At 66.9% G+C, this 14,784-nt stretch carries 17 protein-coding genes; 11 read left to right on the top strand and 6 right to left on the bottom strand.

Annotated features, from left to right (window positions below; all coding sequences use genetic code 11):
- Window positions 1-132: 132 nt before the first annotated feature.
- Window positions 133-1,878 carry an N-acyl-D-amino-acid deacylase family protein gene (locus tag ACN2C7_RS19285; protein WP_419319084.1) on the top strand — a complete coding sequence of 582 codons (1,746 nt, stop codon included), beginning with the start codon at window positions 133-135 and terminating at the stop codon, window positions 1,876-1,878.
- 137 nt (window positions 1,879-2,015) lie between these two features.
- On the opposite strand, the gene ACN2C7_RS19280 is transcribed toward ACN2C7_RS19285, so the two are convergent.
- The 6 genes from ACN2C7_RS19280 to ACN2C7_RS19255 form a co-directional block, all read right to left on the bottom strand.
- Window positions 2,016-2,447: a DUF1330 domain-containing protein gene (locus tag ACN2C7_RS19280; protein ID WP_419319083.1), complete on the bottom strand. Its 432-nt coding sequence runs from the start codon at window positions 2,445-2,447 to the stop codon at window positions 2,016-2,018.
- 12 nt (window positions 2,448-2,459) lie between these two features.
- Window positions 2,460-3,272, bottom strand: a complete 813-nt coding sequence (locus ACN2C7_RS19275; protein ID WP_419319082.1) for a CPBP family intramembrane glutamic endopeptidase — start codon at window positions 3,270-3,272, stop codon at window positions 2,460-2,462.
- Between the two features lie 4 nt (window positions 3,273-3,276).
- The gene (locus tag ACN2C7_RS19270; RefSeq protein WP_419319081.1) at window positions 3,277-3,975 is read right to left on the bottom strand and encodes a TPM domain-containing protein; all 699 of its coding nucleotides are present in this window, start codon (window positions 3,973-3,975) and stop codon (window positions 3,277-3,279) included.
- The gene (locus ACN2C7_RS19265) at window positions 3,975-4,724 is read right to left on the bottom strand and encodes a TPM domain-containing protein (RefSeq protein ID WP_419319079.1); all 750 of its coding nucleotides are present in this window, start codon (window positions 4,722-4,724) and stop codon (window positions 3,975-3,977) included. The genes ACN2C7_RS19270 and ACN2C7_RS19265 overlap by 1 nt, the downstream gene beginning before the upstream one ends.
- A 148-nt stretch (window positions 4,725-4,872) precedes the next feature.
- Window positions 4,873-5,505, bottom strand: coding sequence for a LemA family protein (locus ACN2C7_RS19260; RefSeq protein WP_419319078.1), 633 nt, complete (start codon window positions 5,503-5,505; stop codon window positions 4,873-4,875).
- An 81-nt stretch (window positions 5,506-5,586) separates the two neighbouring features.
- A complete protein-coding gene (locus ACN2C7_RS19255; protein WP_419319077.1) occupies window positions 5,587-6,888 on the bottom strand; it encodes an acyl-CoA dehydrogenase family protein in 1,302 nt (433 codons plus the stop codon).
- A gap of 133 nt (window positions 6,889-7,021) precedes the next feature.
- Here ACN2C7_RS19255 and ACN2C7_RS19250 point away from each other — a divergent pair, with 133 nt between their 5' ends.
- From ACN2C7_RS19250 to ACN2C7_RS19205, 10 genes are all read left to right on the top strand, one after another.
- Window positions 7,022-7,447 carry a hypothetical protein gene (locus ACN2C7_RS19250; protein ID WP_419319076.1) on the top strand — a complete coding sequence of 142 codons (426 nt, stop codon included), beginning with the start codon at window positions 7,022-7,024 and terminating at the stop codon, window positions 7,445-7,447.
- A 269-nt stretch (window positions 7,448-7,716) separates the two neighbouring features.
- The gene (locus tag ACN2C7_RS19245) at window positions 7,717-8,034 is read left to right on the top strand and encodes a CC_3452 family protein (RefSeq protein WP_419319075.1); all 318 of its coding nucleotides are present in this window, start codon (window positions 7,717-7,719) and stop codon (window positions 8,032-8,034) included.
- 139 nt (window positions 8,035-8,173) lie between these two features.
- The gene (locus ACN2C7_RS19240) at window positions 8,174-8,425 is read left to right on the top strand and encodes a hypothetical protein (RefSeq protein WP_419319074.1); all 252 of its coding nucleotides are present in this window, start codon (window positions 8,174-8,176) and stop codon (window positions 8,423-8,425) included.
- 179 nt (window positions 8,426-8,604) lie between these two features.
- Window positions 8,605-9,159, top strand: coding sequence for a F0F1 ATP synthase subunit delta (locus ACN2C7_RS19235; protein ID WP_419319073.1), 555 nt, complete (start codon window positions 8,605-8,607; stop codon window positions 9,157-9,159).
- Between the two features lie 51 nt (window positions 9,160-9,210).
- Complete coding sequence (gene atpA, locus ACN2C7_RS19230; RefSeq protein WP_419319072.1) at window positions 9,211-10,743, top strand: F0F1 ATP synthase subunit alpha; 1,533 nt, start codon at window positions 9,211-9,213, stop codon at window positions 10,741-10,743.
- A 32-nt stretch (window positions 10,744-10,775) separates the two neighbouring features.
- Entirely contained in the window at window positions 10,776-11,654 is an 879-nt protein-coding gene (locus ACN2C7_RS19225; protein ID WP_419319071.1) for a F0F1 ATP synthase subunit gamma, read from the top strand.
- Between the two features lie 56 nt (window positions 11,655-11,710).
- Window positions 11,711-13,321 (top strand): F0F1 ATP synthase subunit beta, encoded by a 1,611-nt coding sequence (atpD, locus tag ACN2C7_RS19220; protein WP_419319070.1) that lies wholly within the window; start codon window positions 11,711-11,713, stop codon window positions 13,319-13,321.
- The gene (locus ACN2C7_RS19215) at window positions 13,321-13,575 is read left to right on the top strand and encodes a hypothetical protein (protein WP_419319069.1); all 255 of its coding nucleotides are present in this window, start codon (window positions 13,321-13,323) and stop codon (window positions 13,573-13,575) included. Before atpD ends, ACN2C7_RS19215 begins: the two co-directional genes overlap by 1 nt.
- Window positions 13,575-13,835: an ATP synthase F1 subunit epsilon gene (locus tag ACN2C7_RS19210; RefSeq protein ID WP_419319068.1), complete on the top strand. Its 261-nt coding sequence runs from the start codon at window positions 13,575-13,577 to the stop codon at window positions 13,833-13,835. The genes ACN2C7_RS19215 and ACN2C7_RS19210 overlap by 1 nt, the downstream gene beginning before the upstream one ends.
- A 204-nt stretch (window positions 13,836-14,039) precedes the next feature.
- Window positions 14,040-14,750, top strand: a complete 711-nt coding sequence (locus ACN2C7_RS19205; RefSeq protein WP_419319067.1) for a hypothetical protein — start codon at window positions 14,040-14,042, stop codon at window positions 14,748-14,750.
- Window positions 14,751-14,784: the final 34 nt, after the last annotated feature.

Raw genomic sequence — 14,784 nt, 5'->3', positions numbered from 1 at the left:
CCTCGACCCTTCGGGATCGGCGGTACGGGGCGGCCAGGCTGGTCGCCCCGTTCTGCTTTCCGGGGCGGAAGCCTTGACCGGGGCCGCCACCCAACGGACGCTTGCCAGCAACGATAGAGGTGGGAGGCCAGGATGCCGGGTCGGCTTTATGATCTCGTGCTGCGCGGTGGTCAGGTTGTCGACGGGACCGGCGCGCCGGCCGTCTTCGCCGACGTTGCGGTCAAGGATGGGGTGATCGTCGCCGTCGGCCCGGATCTGGCGGCGGGCGCCGAGGAGATCGATGCGCGGGGCCGCATCGTCACACCCGGCTTTGTCGACATCCACACCCACTATGACGGCCAGGCGACCTGGGACGCGCGCATGACGCCCAGCTCGGGCCATGGCGTCACCACGGTGGTGATGGGCAATTGCGGCGTCGGCTTCGCGCCCTGCAGGCCGGAGGACCGCGACCGGCTGATCCGCCTGATGGAGGGGGTGGAGGACATTCCCTTCCCCGTCCTGACCGAGGGCCTGCCCTGGAACTGGGAGAGCTTTCCTGACTATCTCGACGCGCTGGAGGCGCGGGCCTTCGACGTCGATATCGGCGCCCAGCTGCCGCACGCGGCGCTGCGGGTGTTCGTGATGGGCGAGCGCGGGGCCAATCGCGAGCCGGCGACGCCCGCCGACATCGCCGCCATGGCCGCCATCGCCAAGCGGGCGGTAGAGGCCGGGGCGCTGGGCTTTTCCACCTCGCGCACCCTCAATCACCGCACTAGCGACGGCCAGCCGACCCCGACCCTGACGGCGGGCGAGGATGAGCTGACCGGCATCGCCATGGGCCTGGCCGCGGCTGGTAAGGGCGTGCTGCAACTGGTCTCGGACTTCTTCCCCGACGGTCTGGCCGAGCTGGCCATGCTGCGCCGGATCGTCGAGCGTTCGGGACGGCCCCTGTCGTTCTCGCTGGTCCAGAGCCCCAAGTCGCCGGACGGCTGGAAACTGATGCTGGCGGGCCTGCAGGACGCCGCCGACGCGGGTGTGCCGATCAAGGCCCAGGTCTGCGGGCGTCCGGTGGGGGTGCTGTTCGGACTGGAGCTGACCCTCAATCCGTTCAGCCAGAGCGCGGTCTATGGCGAGATCGCCAGACTGCCCCTGGCCGAGCGCGTGGCCGCCCTGCGGGATCCCGATTTCCGCGCCCGCCTGCTGGCCGAGGAGGGCGACCCACAGGGCCCGTTCGCCGGCAGCGCCCTGCGCGCCTGGGACAATCTGTTCCCGATGGGCGCGGTCCCCGACTATGAGCCGACCGCCGAGATGACGGTGGCCGCCCGCGCCGCCGCTTCGGGGCGCGATCCGGCGCAGGTCGCGCTGGACGCCCTGCTCGAGAACGACGGGCGGGGCATGCTGTATCACCCGTTCCTGAACTATGCCGGCGGCTCGCTGGATCCCAGCTTCGCCATGCTGAACCACAGGGACACCGTGCCGGGCCTGTCGGACGGCGGGGCACATGTGGGCATGATCTGCGACGGCAGCTTCCCGACCAGCAACCTGATCCACTGGACCCGCGACCGCACGCGCGGCCCGCGCATCGCGCTGGAAGCCATGGTGGCGATGCAGACCCGCGACACCGCCCTGACGGTCGGCCTGATGGATCGCGGCCTGATCGCGCCGGGCTATCGGGCCGATCTGAACGTCATCGACTATGAGGCCCTGAGCCTGGAGGCGCCCCGCGTCGCCTACGACCTGCCGGCCGGCGGTCGACGGCTGACCCAGAAGGCCCACGGCTATGTGGCCACGATCGTCGGTGGCGTGGTCACCTACCGCGACGGCGAGCCGACCGGGGCTCTGCCGGGACGGCTGGTGCGCGGGGCGAAGTCCGCGCCGATGGCCCTGGCGGCGGAGTAGGCCGTCTAAGTCACTTGCCCCCTCCTGGCTGCTGCGCAGCCGTCCTCCCCCGGAGGGGGAAGATGAGGTCCGCGCGCTTCATCTTCCCCCTCCGGGGGAGGAGCGCGTCAGCGCGGAGGGGGCAAGTCTTCAGCCCCCTACTCCCCAAACCCCTCGCCCGGCGTCATCGGCGACAGCCGGATCAGCCGCGAGTCCTCGACCGCCGCCTGCCGGTGCTTGACGTGTTCGCGATAGTCCGTGTCGGTGACCATGGCGAAGAAGGCCCCGGCGTTGGGATACTCGGCGATAAAGGCCAGGTCCCAGCGCTCGTCGGTCGGTCCGGTCAGGACCAGTTCCGGCTTGCCCGCCCAGATCTGCTTGCCGCCCAGTTTCGCAAACAGCGCGGCGGTCTCGCGGCCATAGGCGCGGTAGGCCTCCAGGCCCGACCGGCCCTTGCCGTGCTCGGGATGGTCGGCGGGATAGTCGGCCATGGCCTTGAGCCGCACCAGGTTCAGCATCTGGATCGGCGCATCGCGCGGCAGGCCCTTGAAGGCGTCGAACTGTTCGCGGGTTGGATCGATGCTGGACATGGCGGTTCCTCTCTAGGGTTGCTTGCGGCCATCTGGCGGCCAAAAGACGAAAAGCGCCATGGCCAGCAGGGCCAGGGCGATGGCTTCAGCCGGTCGGGTCCGCCAGGCGCCGACGACGCCGAGGCCGTTGATCACGAAGTGCGGGATGATCCCGGCGATCAGCACGCTGCCGCGCGTGCGCAGAAACAGCCAGGTCATCAGCAGCGACAGGGCGACCGTGCCCAGAGCGTACCAGCCCAGATCCGACAGCGGTGTGGCGACGATGCCGGAAAACAGAAAGGCCGGGATGTGCCAGATCGTCCAGATGACGCCCAATGCGCCGCCGGCGATCAGGGGCGGCCAGCGGTCCAGCAGCCGGGGCAGGGCATAGCCCCGCCAGCCCAGCTCCTCGCCCAGCGGGCCGGAATTGGTGAGGATCTGGGCGGTGGTGAACAGGATCAGCGGCGTTGCGACCAGTACGTCGGCGGGGCGCACTGGCCATGCGCCAAACGGTGGCGCCAGCAGGCTAAGGGCCAGGGCGATGGTCGGCAGGGCCAGGAACGCCAGGGCCACGGCCCAGAGCGGCGTCGTCTGCAGCAACCGGCGGCCAAGTCGCGCAAGGCCGGCCGGTCCTTCGAAGGCCAGGGTTAGTCCCACAGCGACCAGCGTCGGCGAACAGGCGGCCAGAAGATAGGCCGCAGACCCATAGGCGAAGGGACCAAAGGCGGCTGTCAGGGGCGCGGGGAACACCAGATAGAGGCCGCCGACGCCCCAACTGATCAGGAAGACCAGGCCCAGGAAGAGCCAGACGCGTCGGAACTCCCGGCGGCTGGCGTCCCCGGTCATGGCGTCAGCCCTTGGGCAGGATCGTCAGGCCATTGGGCAGTTCATTGGTGTCGGCCTCGCGCACCGGTACATGGCTGGACAGGATCTCGCCCACCCGGGTGACGGCGGCGACGAAGCCGTCTGCGATCTTTCCGCGTTTCAGGCCGGCCACGAGATCGGCGACCACCTCGTCCCAGACCGCATTGGGGGCGGCCTTGTAGATGCCCTCGTCGGCGATGACCTCGACGCGGTGCTCGGCCAGGGCGGCGAAGATCAGCACCCCGGTGCGGTCGCGGGTCAGGTGCAGGCCATGGCTCATGAACTGCTCCATGGCCGCGCGCCTGACCGCCGCCGCCTTCAGCGGGCCGGGCGTCAGGGCGCGGCGGATCGGCGGGATCGAGACCAGCAGGGCGGCCACAATGAAGATCGCCGCCTGCAGGCCGATATAGATCGACAGGGCCGACAGGATGGCGCCGTCGGTGGCCGAGGCGTGGCCGACGGTCCAGCCGCCAAACAGCCGGGTCAGCATGTCCGGCCGCAGTCCGGCCAGCAGGCCGCCGGCCGGCAGGATCAGGGCCGCCGCCGCCGCCCAGACCAGCGGCGTCTCGCGATAGTCTGAAACCTCGGGCGCCAGCACGCAGAAGATCTCGCCGGCGGTGGTCTTTTCGGCCGCCGCAACGGCCTCGGCGATGCGGGCCTGGTCCTCAGGGGTCATCTTGCGCATCACCAGCTCCCCGAACTTCCGCCGCCGCCAAACGAGCCGCCGCCGCCGGAGAACCCGCCACCGCCGCCGCCGCGACCACTGCCGCCGCCGCTGGTCAGGGCGTTGAGGATGATCCAGGGCAGGGCCGAGCCCAGACCGCCGCGCCGTCCGCGCCGTCCCGGCAGCAGGCGGGTGATCAGGAAGAACACGAACAGGCCGATCAGCAGCGCCGCGATCGGCGAAAAGCCCGAGCCCGAGCCGGAGCTTGAGGGTTGGGGCTTGGCCGCCTGGGCGACCTTGGCCCGGGCCTCGTCGTCGGGCAGGGACAGCTGTGTCAGCAGCTCATCGGCGCCGGCGATGATGCCGCCCGGCAGGTCGCCGGCCTTGAATTTCGGGAGGATGGCGCTCTGGATGATGACGCTGGACAGGGCGTCGGTCAGCACCGGCTCCAGGCCATAGCCGACCTCGATGCGCACCTTCTTCTCGGTGGGGGCGACCAGCAGGATGACGCCGTCATCCCGGTCCTTGTCGCCAAGGCCCCAGGTGCGGCCCAGCTGGTAGCCATAGTCCTCGATCTCATAGCCCTGCAGGCTGGGCACGGTGGCCACCACCAGCTGACGGCCGGTGGAGTCTTCGAGCGCCTTCAGCTTGCCCGTCAGGTCCGCCTCGACCTGCGGCGAGAGGATATTGGCCTCGTCGACCACTCGGCCGCTCAGCGGCGGGAACTTCGGCGCGGCGAAGGCGGGAAGGGCCAGGCAAAGCACGACCAATGCGGCAATCAGGCCGCCAATCCAATTCCTGTCATCCCGGCCGAAGCGCAGCGAAGAGCCGGGACCGCGACAAGCGCTGGCGTTTCCGGCGGTCCCGGCTCGGCGCGCTTCGCGCTTGGCCGGGATGACAAGGTTGGTCGTCTTCAACTTACTGGGCCGGAGCCGAGGCCGGCGGGGCCGCGTCGAAGCTGACCGTCGGGGCCGACTGCGCTGCGGCCGTGGCCTGGAACAGCACGGCCGGCTTCTGGCTGGAATACATCGTCTTGGCCCAGATGATGCTGGGGAAGGTCCGCAGCGTCGTGTTGTATTTCTGGGCCGTCTGGTTGTAGTCGCGCCGGGCGATGGTGATGCGGTTTTCCGTGCCTTCCAGTTGGCTTTGCAGGGCCATGAAGTTCTGGTTCGACTTCAGGTCGGGATAGTTCTCCTGAATCATCATCAGTCGACCCAGCACGCCCGACAGCTTGTCCTGGGCGGCGGCGTATTTTTCAAAGGTGGCCGGGTCGGTGATGGTCGAGGCGTCGACCTTCACCTGGGTGGCGCTGGCGCGGGCCTCGGTGACCTCGACCAGCACGCCCTTTTCCTGGGCCGCGTAGCCCTTCACGGTGGCCACGAGGTTGGGCACCAGGTCGGCGCGGCGCTGATACTGGTTCTGCACCTCGGCCCAGGCCGTCTTGGTCGCCTCGTCCTGGGTGGGGATGGTGTTGATCCCGCAGCCGGCCAGGCCGGCGGCGAGCACGGCGACCAGCGCCAGGCGCGAGAAAGATTTGGCGAAACGGTTCATTCAGCCCTCCAATACGAGCATCACGGCTCGCATACCCTCGTTAGATAGCGCGTCCGTTGATCTGCGTCAGGTCGGCCGGGATTAAACCTTCTCCATTTCCGCGAAGGTTTTGCGTCGGGGACCCAGATAGCCGAACAGCCAGGCCGCAACCTTGCGGATCTGGATCTCCTCGGACCCCTCGGTGATCCGGTAGCGGCGGTGGTGGCGATAGATGTGCTCGAACGGCTTGTGGCGCGAATAGCCGATGCCGCCATGCACCTGCATGGCCCGGTCGGCGGCCTCGCAGACCAGGCGGTTGGCCTGGTAGTTACACATCGAGACCTTGTCGGAGAGGCGCTTTTCCACCTCCGGCTTGGTCATCTGGTCCATTTCCCAGGCGGTCTTGCGGATCAGCAGGCGCAGCATCTCGGCGGTGCTGGCCAGTTCCACCAGCGGGAACTGGATGGCCTGGTTCTCGGCCAGGGGCTTGCCGAAGGGTTTGCGGACGCGGGCGTATTTCACGCTCTCTTCTATGCAGAAGGTCGCCGCGCCCAGGCTTGAGGCCGCCTGGCGGATGCGGTTCTCGTGCACAAAGTGCTGGGCCAGGGCTAGGCCGCCGCCCTCGGGCCCGAACATCGCGCTGTCGGGGACCCACACCTGGGTGAAGCTGACCCGCGGGTGGTCGGTCGGCATGTTGAAGGTCCAGAGATATTCCTCGATCTTCACGCCAGGGGCATGGGCCGGGACCAGGAAGGCGGTGATCCCCTTGGCCGAACCATCCTCGCCGTCGGTGCGGGCGAACAGGCAGCAGTGGGTGGCGGCGTGCATGCCGGTGGTCCACATCTTCTCTCCATTGATCCGCCAGCCGGCCTCGCCCTTGTGAACCTCGCGCACCGCGCGGGTCTCCATGAAGGTGGCGTCCGAGCCGTGCTCGGGCTCGGTCAGGCCGAAGGTCGGACGAAAGGCCCCCTTGTCCAGCATGTCGGTGATCAGGTGCTGCTGATCGGGCCGGCCAAAATCGCGGATCATCAGCACGAAGGGATTGTTGCCGACGATCGAGTGCTCGTTCTGCAGGTCGTTGAACAGGCCCAGGCCCTTGGAGGCCAGATGCTCGCGGATGACCGCCATCCAGAGGTTGGAGCCGTCCTGGCCGCCGAACTCGCGGGGCAGGGCGAAGCGATAGTGGCCGGCGGCGTCGGCCAGCTTGCGGGCCTTGGCCAGCAGTTCTTCCCAGTCATGGCGGGGCAGGCCGCCACCGTCCCAATCGGTGCGGGCCCATTCGCGGCGGTGGTCGAAGAACCGCTCGTTGTCGTCGCGAGCCTGCAAGGGCGCGATCTCGTCCTCGATGAACTTGTCGAGCACGGCCAGATAGGCGGTCAGTTCCGGCGGTAGGGTGAAGTCCATGGCCTAGCCTCCCTGCAATGTTTTCTTTGTCTTGCCGGCGAGTATGCGCGGCGTCGGGTTGCAGCCAAGCCTGCCGCTTGGGAATATCGGCGTTCTTAACGGGCTTTTGACCAACCCTCGCTAGGCTGGTCGCATGTTCACCATCGCCACAGCAGCGATCATCGGCGCGGCGCTCGGACTTTTCGTCCGGCCCCGACTGCTGGGCGTGCTGGTGGCCGTGGTGCTGGCCGTCGCCATCGAGGGCGGCGTACTGATGCTGATTGGCATGCTGGACGACCAGCCCAACCGCGAATTGCTGATCGCCCGTCTTGAGGCCGTGTTCGGCGAGGGCGTCAACGGTGCGGCCGGACCGGTTGCGGCGGCCTTTATCGGCGCGCTGCTGTCGGCCCTCATGGGCAGCTTCTCCGACCCGGCGGTTTCGCCTGTCCTCCTGACCGCCGACCAGCTGCGCCGTAAGGTCGGCAAGAACGGGCGCTATGCGCGGCTCGAGGGCATGGTGGAAGAGCGGCAGATCCACGCCAAGGCCGAGAGCCGGATCGACTCAATCCTGGGCCTGTAGCCCGGACGCCAACCCGGGAGGCGCCGGCGCTGGCCGCCCGTCGGGGCGCGCTGGTCGATTCTGAAATCCGCCGGGCTTCATTACAAATTGCTCATGCGAATCAAATTCCGCTTGCGCAATCGCTTATCACTGATATCTAAGCAGTGCTTAGTTCAGCTTTGTCGCGTCGGTGGGGATACCGATGCTTGCGTCCCCAAAGCCTGAACGACCAGTACGCTTTCGCCGATCATCGATCTTCACATAACTCCCCTGAACGTTGGAGGGCTCCTATGAAGCTCCGTACCCTTGCGGCTGTCGCCGCTCTGTCCGTTTCCATGTTTGCTGGCGCCGCCCTGGCCGATGGCCGCGTCGCCGCCGCCCTGGAAGCCCCGGTCGCCGCCAAGACCAAGATCGTCGCCGGCGGCGCGGTGTTTGTCTGCGACGGCGCTGAATGCGTCGCGACCTCGGCCCCCTCGCGCGCCATCACGGCCGCGTCCTGCAAGGTCCTGGCCAAGGAAGTCGGCCGCGTTTCGGCCTTCGGCGGCGAGACCAAGTCGCTGGACGCCGAAGACCTGGCGCGCTGCAACGCCTCGGCCAAGGCCGCCTGAGCCACCTCTGTTTAGTACCCGGACGCGTTGGGGCGATCTTCGTCCTGTCTGGCTGTTTCCTCGAGCATTCGCCTGATGGGGCGGCGGGCCTGTCCCGCCGCCCTTTTTCTTTTCGCCGATCCTGCGTAGTTGAACATCCATGAGCACGACCCTCGCCGCCCAACTGGAAGCCGCCCTGCGCGATATCGCCGGGGCTGAAACCCGCCCATCGTCCCTGACCATCGACTACGGCCCGGACGGCTCCGAGGCAGGGTCTGACGACGACCTGGCGGTCCGCGCCTGGGTGGAACGGTCGACGCGCAGCCTGGTGTTCGCGCAGGGCGAAGTGCGGCGCCGTAACGGAACCCTCGCCGCCGCCGCCTCGGCGGTGTTTCGCCGCGTCGGGGTCTGATCGCGCCGGTTTGGTTGCGACTGCGAAAAGCCCGTGTTATCAGGCGCGCGGCTTCAGACGAGCCGGCGCATCAGCACCGGTTCTACATGTGCTTTTTCCAAGCGCGCTCAAGCCTTTAAGCCGGGACAAGGGTTAATCTTCTTGTCCGCGGCCATTGCAACGCACCGGGCGGATACCAAGTGGCGGACGAAACCAAGGCGACGGATGCGGGTCAGCGCTATGCGCAGTCCCTGTTCGAACTGACGATCGAAGGCAATCAACTGACCAAGGTCGAGGCCGACCTGAAGTCGTTGAAGGCGATGTATGCCGACAGCGCCGATCTGCGCCGCCTTGTCGCTTCGCCCGCCTTCTCGTCGGAAGACAAGGCCAAGGGTCTGGCCGCCATCGCCAAGAAGGCCGGCTTCCAGCCCCTGACCAGCAAGTTCCTCGGCCTGGTGGCCACCAATGGCCGCGCCGGCGACCTGATGGGCGCGATCACCGCCTTTTCCGAACTTTCGGCCAAGCATCGCGGCGTCGTCTCGGCCGAGGTGATCTCGGCGACCGAACTGACCGCCGCCCAGCTGAAGGGCGTGCAAGCCGCCCTGGCTTCGGCGCTGGGCAAGACCCCCGAACTTTCGACCCGCATCGACGCCTCCCTCCTGGGTGGCGTCAAGGTGCGCGTCGGCTCCCGCCTGTTCGATGCTTCGCTCCGTTCGAAGCTCGATTCCCTGAAATTCGCCCTGAAGCGCGCCTAAACCTTTATAAGCGCGTCAAAAGATAAAAATCGCAGAGAGCCCAAGACAGCCATGGACATCCGCGCCGCCGAGATTTCGGCCATCCTCAAGTCGCAGATCGCCAATTTCGGCGACGACGCCGCTGTTTCCGACGTCGGCCAGGTGCTGTCCGTCGGTGACGGCATCGCCCGCATCTACGGTCTGGACAACGTCCAGGCCGGCGAAATGGTCGAGTTCCCGAAGGCCGGCGTGAAGGGCATGGCCCTGAACCTCGAGCGCGACAATGTCGGTTGCGTGATCTTCGGTCAGGACCAGGCCATCAAGGAAGGCGACGAAGTCCGTCGTCTGGGCGAGATCGTCGACGTTCCGGTCGGCCGTGGCCTGCTGGGCCGCGTCGTCAACCCGCTGGGCGAGCCGATCGACGGCAAGGGCCCGATCGTTTCGACCGAGCGTCGCCGCGTCGACGTCAAGGCTCCGGGCATCATCCCCCGCAAGTCGGTGCACGAGCCCGTGCAGACCGGCCTGAAGTCGATCGACACGCTGATCCCCGTCGGCCGCGGCCAGCGCGAACTGATCATCGGTGACCGTCAGACCGGCAAGACCGCCGTCGCCATCGACACCATCCTGAACCAGAAGGCCGCCAACGCCGGCAAGGACGAGAGCGCCAAGCTCTATTGCGTCTATGTCGCCATCGGCCAGAAGCGTTCGACCGTCGCCCAGATCGTCAAGACGCTCGAAGAGCACGGCGCCCTGGAATACACCATCGTCGTCGTCGCCTCGGCGTCCGAGCCGGCGCCGCTGCAGTACCTGGCCCCGTTCTCGGGTTGCGCCATGGGCGAGTGGTTCCGCGACAACGGCCTGCACGGCCTGATCATCTATGACGATCTGTCCAAGCAAGCCGTCGCCTACCGCCAGATGTCCCTGCTGCTGCGCCGCCCGCCGGGCCGCGAAGCCTATCCGGGCGACGTGTTCTACCTGCACTCCCGCCTGCTGGAACGCGCCGCCAAGCTGAACGAAGAAAATGGTTCGGGCTCGCTGACGGCTCTGCCGATCATCGAAACCCAGGCCAACGACGTCTCGGCCTACATCCCGACCAACGTGATCTCGATCACCGACGGCCAGATCTTCCTGGAAACCGACCTGTTCTATCAGGGCATCCGCCCCGCCGTGAACGTCGGCATCTCGGTGTCGCGCGTCGGCTCCTCGGCCCAGATCAAGGCGATGAAGCAGGTCGCCGGCGCGATTAAGGGCGAACTGGCCCAGTATCGTGAAATGGCCGCCTTTGCGAAGTTCGGTTCGGACCTCGACGCCTCGACCCAGAAGATGCTGGCCCGCGGCGAGCGCCTGACCGAGCTGCTCAAGCAGCCGCAATATTCGCCGCAAGCCGTCGAAGAGCAGGTCTGCGTGATCTATGCCGGCACGCGCGGCTATCTGGACGCCATCCCGACCTCGTCGGTTCGTCGTTTTGAGACCGAGTTCCTGGCGCGCCTGCACAGCCAGCACAAGGATCTGCTGGACGGCATCCGCACCAAGAAGGCCCTCGACAAGGATCTGGAGAACACGCTGAAAAGCGCGCTCGACAGCTTCTCGTCGACCTTCGCCTAAGCCCTCGGAACGCTCGGAGAGAGTAGCGCCGAATGGCCAGTTTGAAGGAAATGCGCAATCGGATCTCGAGCGTCAAAGCGACGCAAAAGATCACGAAAGCGATGCAGATGGTGGCGGCAGCCAAGCTGCGCCGGAGCCAGGACGCGGCTGAATCAGCCCGTCCCTACGCCCGGCGTCTGGCGGCTGTGATCGCCAACCTGGCGGCCGGCGTGTCGGGAGACGGGGCTCCGGCCCTGCTGACCGGCACCGGTCGCGATGATCGCCACCTGATCATCGTCGCGGCGGCCGATCGCGGTCTGGCCGGTGGCTTCACCTCGTCGATCGTGCGGGCCGCGCGCCTGCACATCGACAGGCTGATCGCCCAGGGCAAGGACGTGAAGATCGTCTGCGTCGGCAAGAAATCGACCGTGCAGCTGCGCCGGCTGTATGCCGACCGCATCGTCGAGAATTTCGACCTGTCGGCCTATCGCCAGTTCACCCTGTCGGTGGCCCAGCCGATCGCCGACGTCGTCACGCGCCTCTATGAGGCCGGCGACATCGACGTGGTCACGCTGTTCTACAGCCGCTTCAAGTCGGTGGTCATCCAGACCCCGACCGCGCTGCAGCTGATCCCGGCGACGGTGGACACCTCGGCCGCTCCGGCGACGGGGGCCAGCGCCGTCTATGAGTATGAGCCCTCGGAAGAGGCCATCCTCGAGACCCTGCTGCCGCGCAACCTGACGGTCCAGATCCTGTCGGCCCTGCTCGACAACATGGCCGGCTTCTACGCCAGCCAGATGACGGCGATGGACAACGCCACGCGCAACGCCGGCGACATGATCAAGCGCTACACCCTCGAATATAACCGTTCCCGCCAGGCCCAGATCACCAAGGAGCTGATCGAGATCATCTCCGGCGCCGAAGCCGTCTGATCAAAAGCCTAACGTAAAAAACGCACGCACGAGCACGCACGAAAGACCCGCACGCCATGGCCAAGACCCCCGTTAAGGCTCCCGCCGCCGCCGCTGAAAAGCCGGCCGCCGTGAAGAAGCCCGCCGCCGCCGCAACGCCCGCCGTCGCCCCCAAGGCTCCGGCCGCCAAGAAGCCTGCCGCCCCCAAGGCCGCAGCGCCGAAGTCGACCCAGGCTGCTCCGGCCACCATCGGCGCCGCCACCGGCAAGCTGGTGCAGGTCATCGGCGCCGTCGTCGACGTTGAGTTCACCGGTGAACTGCCGGCGATCCTCAACGCCCTGGAAACGGTCAACATCGCGACCGGCCAGCGCCTGGTGTTCGAAGTCGCCCAGCACCTGGGCCAGAGCACTGTCCGCGCCATCGCCATGGACGCCACCGAAGGCCTCGTTCGCGGCCAGGCCGTGCGCGACACCGGCGAAGCCATCCGCGTTCCGGTCGGCCCCGGCACCCTGGGCCGCATCATGAACGTCATCGGCGAGCCGATTGATGAGCAGGGCCCGATCAAGTCGGACATCTTCCGCTCGATCCACCGCGAGGCGCCGTCGTTCGCCGAGCAAACCAACACCGCTGAAGTGCTGGTCACGGGCATCAAGGTCATCGACCTGATGTGCCCCTACACCAAGGGCGGCAAGATCGGCCTGTTCGGCGGCGCCGGCGTCGGCAAGACCGTGACGATGCAGGAACTGATCAACAACATCGCCAAGGCTTACGGCGGTTATTCGGTTCTGGCCGGCGTGGGTGAGCGCACCCGCGAAGGCAACGACCTGTATCACGAGATGATCGAGTCCAACGTCAATGTGGACCCGAAGATCAACGGCTCGACCGAAGGCAGCCGCTGCGCCCTCGTTTACGGCCAGATGAACGAACCCCCCGGCGCCCGCGCCCGCGTGGCCCTGACCGGCCTCTCCATCGCTGAATATTTCCGCGATGAAGAAGGCAAGGACGTGCTGCTGTTCGTCGACAACATCTTCCGCTTCACCCAGGCCGGCGCTGAAGTGTCGGCTCTGCTGGGCCGCATCCCCTCGGCCGTGGGCTATCAGCCCACCCTGGCCACCGAGATGGGCAACCTGCAGGAGCGCATCACCTCGACCAACAAGGGTTCGATCACCTCGGTCCAGGCCATCTACGTGCCCGCCGACGACCTGACCGACCCGGCGCCCGCCGCCTCGTTCGCCCACTTGGACGCCACCACCGTTCTGTCGCGCGACATCGCCGCCCAGGCCATCTTCCCCGCCGTCGATCCGCTGGACTCGACCTCGCGGATCATGGACCCGCTGGTCATCGGCGAAGAGCACTACAACGTGGCCCGTTCGGTCCAGGAAGTTCTGCAGCAGTACAAGTCGCTGAAGGACATCATCGCCATCCTGGGCATGGACGAGCTGTCGGAAGAGGACAAGCTGACGGTCGCTCGCGCCCGCAAGATCCAGCGCTTCCTCAGCCAGCCCTTCCACGTGGCCGAGCAGTTCACCAACACCCCCGGCGCCTTCGTCGCGCTGAAGGACACGATCCGCTCGTTCAAGGGCATCGTCGACGGTGAATACGACCACCTGCCGGAAGCCGCCTTCTACATGGTCGGTACGATCGAAGAAGCCGTGGCCAAGGCTGAAAAGCTGGCGAGCGAAGCCTGATGACCGACGAACACGACCACGACCTGGTTGGCTTCTGCTGCGAGGAGCTTGAGGACGCGGTCTCTTCGGACCCGGCCGATGCTCTTGTCCAGCATGACAGCGGCCTGATTCTGCTCAATCTCGGAGAGCGGGAAGAAGAGGGCGAGACCGGCGTCGTGCTGGCCACCATCCGCTTCTGCCCGTTCTGCGGCACCGAGATCCAGACCGACGAAGACGTCGAGGCGGCCCTCGGCGACGTGGAGATCGTGGAATAATGGCCAAGCTGCACTTTTCTCTGGTCGCTCCGGAACGCGAACTGTTCTCGGGCGAGGTCGATATGGTCCAGGCTCCGGGCGCTGAAGGCGACTTCGGTGTTTTGGCCAACCATGCGCCTTTCATGACGACGCTGCGCGAAGGCCGCGTCACCGTGAAGGACGGTGCGACCACCAAGCTGTTCGACATCCAGGGCGGCTTCGCCGACGTGGGCCCCGACGGGCTGACCATCCTGGCCGAGCACGCTGTCGAAGCGGCCTGATCGGCTCCAGACTGATTCGAAGAAACGCCTCCGTCCTGCCCAGGGCGGAGGCGTTTTCGCGTCTGGGGGGAACCTGCGCGACGTATGGACGCAGGAAATTACACTTGTGGCCCAATCTCCGTCGCAATCTGTCGCCATAAGGGTTGCGAGGGACCGTCTGTCGGCTTTAATGCCGACCTCTAGCCTGATGGGGATATCTCGATAATGCGCCTCGCGCTCGCCAGCCTGATCGCCCTCGGTGTGGTTTCGACCGCCGCCGTCGCCCAGGAGCAAACCGCTCCGGCTCCCGCCGCAGCGCCTGCTGCGGCTCCGGCCCAGACGCCGGAACCGGCTCCCGCTGCTCCGGCCGCGCCCGTCGATCCGGCCGCCGCGCCTGTTGTCCCGGCTCCGGCCGCCGGCACGGTTCCGGCTGACACCTATGTCGAACCGGTCCGTCCGCCGCCCACCACCGACCCCGTCTCGCTGCAGCTGCTCAGCGTGCTGGATCGCATCTGCAAGCCCGCCGTGGTCGGCGGCGACTTCCAGGCCCTGGTCAAGGCGGCCGGTCTGAAGAAGAAGAAGGAACAGTGGGTTCTGGACCTGGGCAAGCCTTTCCAGATCGTCCTGGACAACCCGGGTTCCAACAAGAACGTCTGCACCATCACCATCCAGTACGCCCTGGGCGACGTTCAGGCCCAGGCTCTGGCCAGCGCCCTCCATGACTGGGCCACCTGGGAAAACAGCCCGCAGCTGCGCCTGATCCGCAACGACCAGGTGGTCAGCAGCGACTTCCGTCGCTTCACGGTGTCCTGGGATGACAACTGGGCCAGCGGTCACGCCGGTCTGGTCTATATGCGCCTGAAGAAGACCGATGGCTCGCCCGTGGGCAAGAACTTCGAACAGGCTCAGGTCCTGTACAGCACCACCAGCCGCTAAGGCCGGAGCGGGAGGCTTGCCCTCCTGACATGCT

Source organism: Caulobacter sp. ErkDOM-E (assembly GCF_048541895.1).
Lineage (GTDB): Bacteria > Pseudomonadota > Alphaproteobacteria > Caulobacterales > Caulobacteraceae > Caulobacter.
This window is presented reverse-complemented; position numbering and strand designations above follow the sequence as displayed.

Excerpts from the sequence above, each read along its gene's own strand:
- ACN2C7_RS19285 (WP_419319084.1), top strand. The coding sequence starts at position 133 with ATGCCGGGTCGGCTTTATGATCTCGTGCTGCGCGGTGGTCAGGTTGTC.
- ACN2C7_RS19280 (WP_419319083.1), bottom strand. The coding sequence starts at position 2,447 with ATGTCCAGCATCGATCCAACCCGCGAACAGTTCGACGCCTTCAAGGGC.
- ACN2C7_RS19275 (WP_419319082.1), bottom strand. The coding sequence starts at position 3,272 with ATGACCGGGGACGCCAGCCGCCGGGAGTTCCGACGCGTCTGGCTCTTC.
- ACN2C7_RS19270 (WP_419319081.1), bottom strand. The coding sequence starts at position 3,975 with ATGCGCAAGATGACCCCTGAGGACCAGGCCCGCATCGCCGAGGCCGTT.
- ACN2C7_RS19260 (WP_419319078.1), bottom strand. The coding sequence starts at position 5,505 with ATGAACCGTTTCGCCAAATCTTTCTCGCGCCTGGCGCTGGTCGCCGTG.
- ACN2C7_RS19255 (WP_419319077.1), bottom strand. The coding sequence starts at position 6,888 with ATGGACTTCACCCTACCGCCGGAACTGACCGCCTATCTGGCCGTGCTC.
- ACN2C7_RS19250 (WP_419319076.1), top strand. The coding sequence starts at position 7,022 with ATGTTCACCATCGCCACAGCAGCGATCATCGGCGCGGCGCTCGGACTT.
- ACN2C7_RS19245 (WP_419319075.1), top strand. The coding sequence starts at position 7,717 with ATGAAGCTCCGTACCCTTGCGGCTGTCGCCGCTCTGTCCGTTTCCATG.
- ACN2C7_RS19240 (WP_419319074.1), top strand. The coding sequence starts at position 8,174 with ATGAGCACGACCCTCGCCGCCCAACTGGAAGCCGCCCTGCGCGATATC.
- atpA (WP_419319072.1), top strand. The coding sequence starts at position 9,211 with ATGGACATCCGCGCCGCCGAGATTTCGGCCATCCTCAAGTCGCAGATC.
- ACN2C7_RS19225 (WP_419319071.1), top strand. The coding sequence starts at position 10,776 with ATGGCCAGTTTGAAGGAAATGCGCAATCGGATCTCGAGCGTCAAAGCG.
- atpD (WP_419319070.1), top strand. The coding sequence starts at position 11,711 with ATGGCCAAGACCCCCGTTAAGGCTCCCGCCGCCGCCGCTGAAAAGCCG.
- ACN2C7_RS19215 (WP_419319069.1), top strand. The coding sequence starts at position 13,321 with ATGACCGACGAACACGACCACGACCTGGTTGGCTTCTGCTGCGAGGAG.
- ACN2C7_RS19210 (WP_419319068.1), top strand. The coding sequence starts at position 13,575 with ATGGCCAAGCTGCACTTTTCTCTGGTCGCTCCGGAACGCGAACTGTTC.
- ACN2C7_RS19205 (WP_419319067.1), top strand. The coding sequence starts at position 14,040 with ATGCGCCTCGCGCTCGCCAGCCTGATCGCCCTCGGTGTGGTTTCGACC.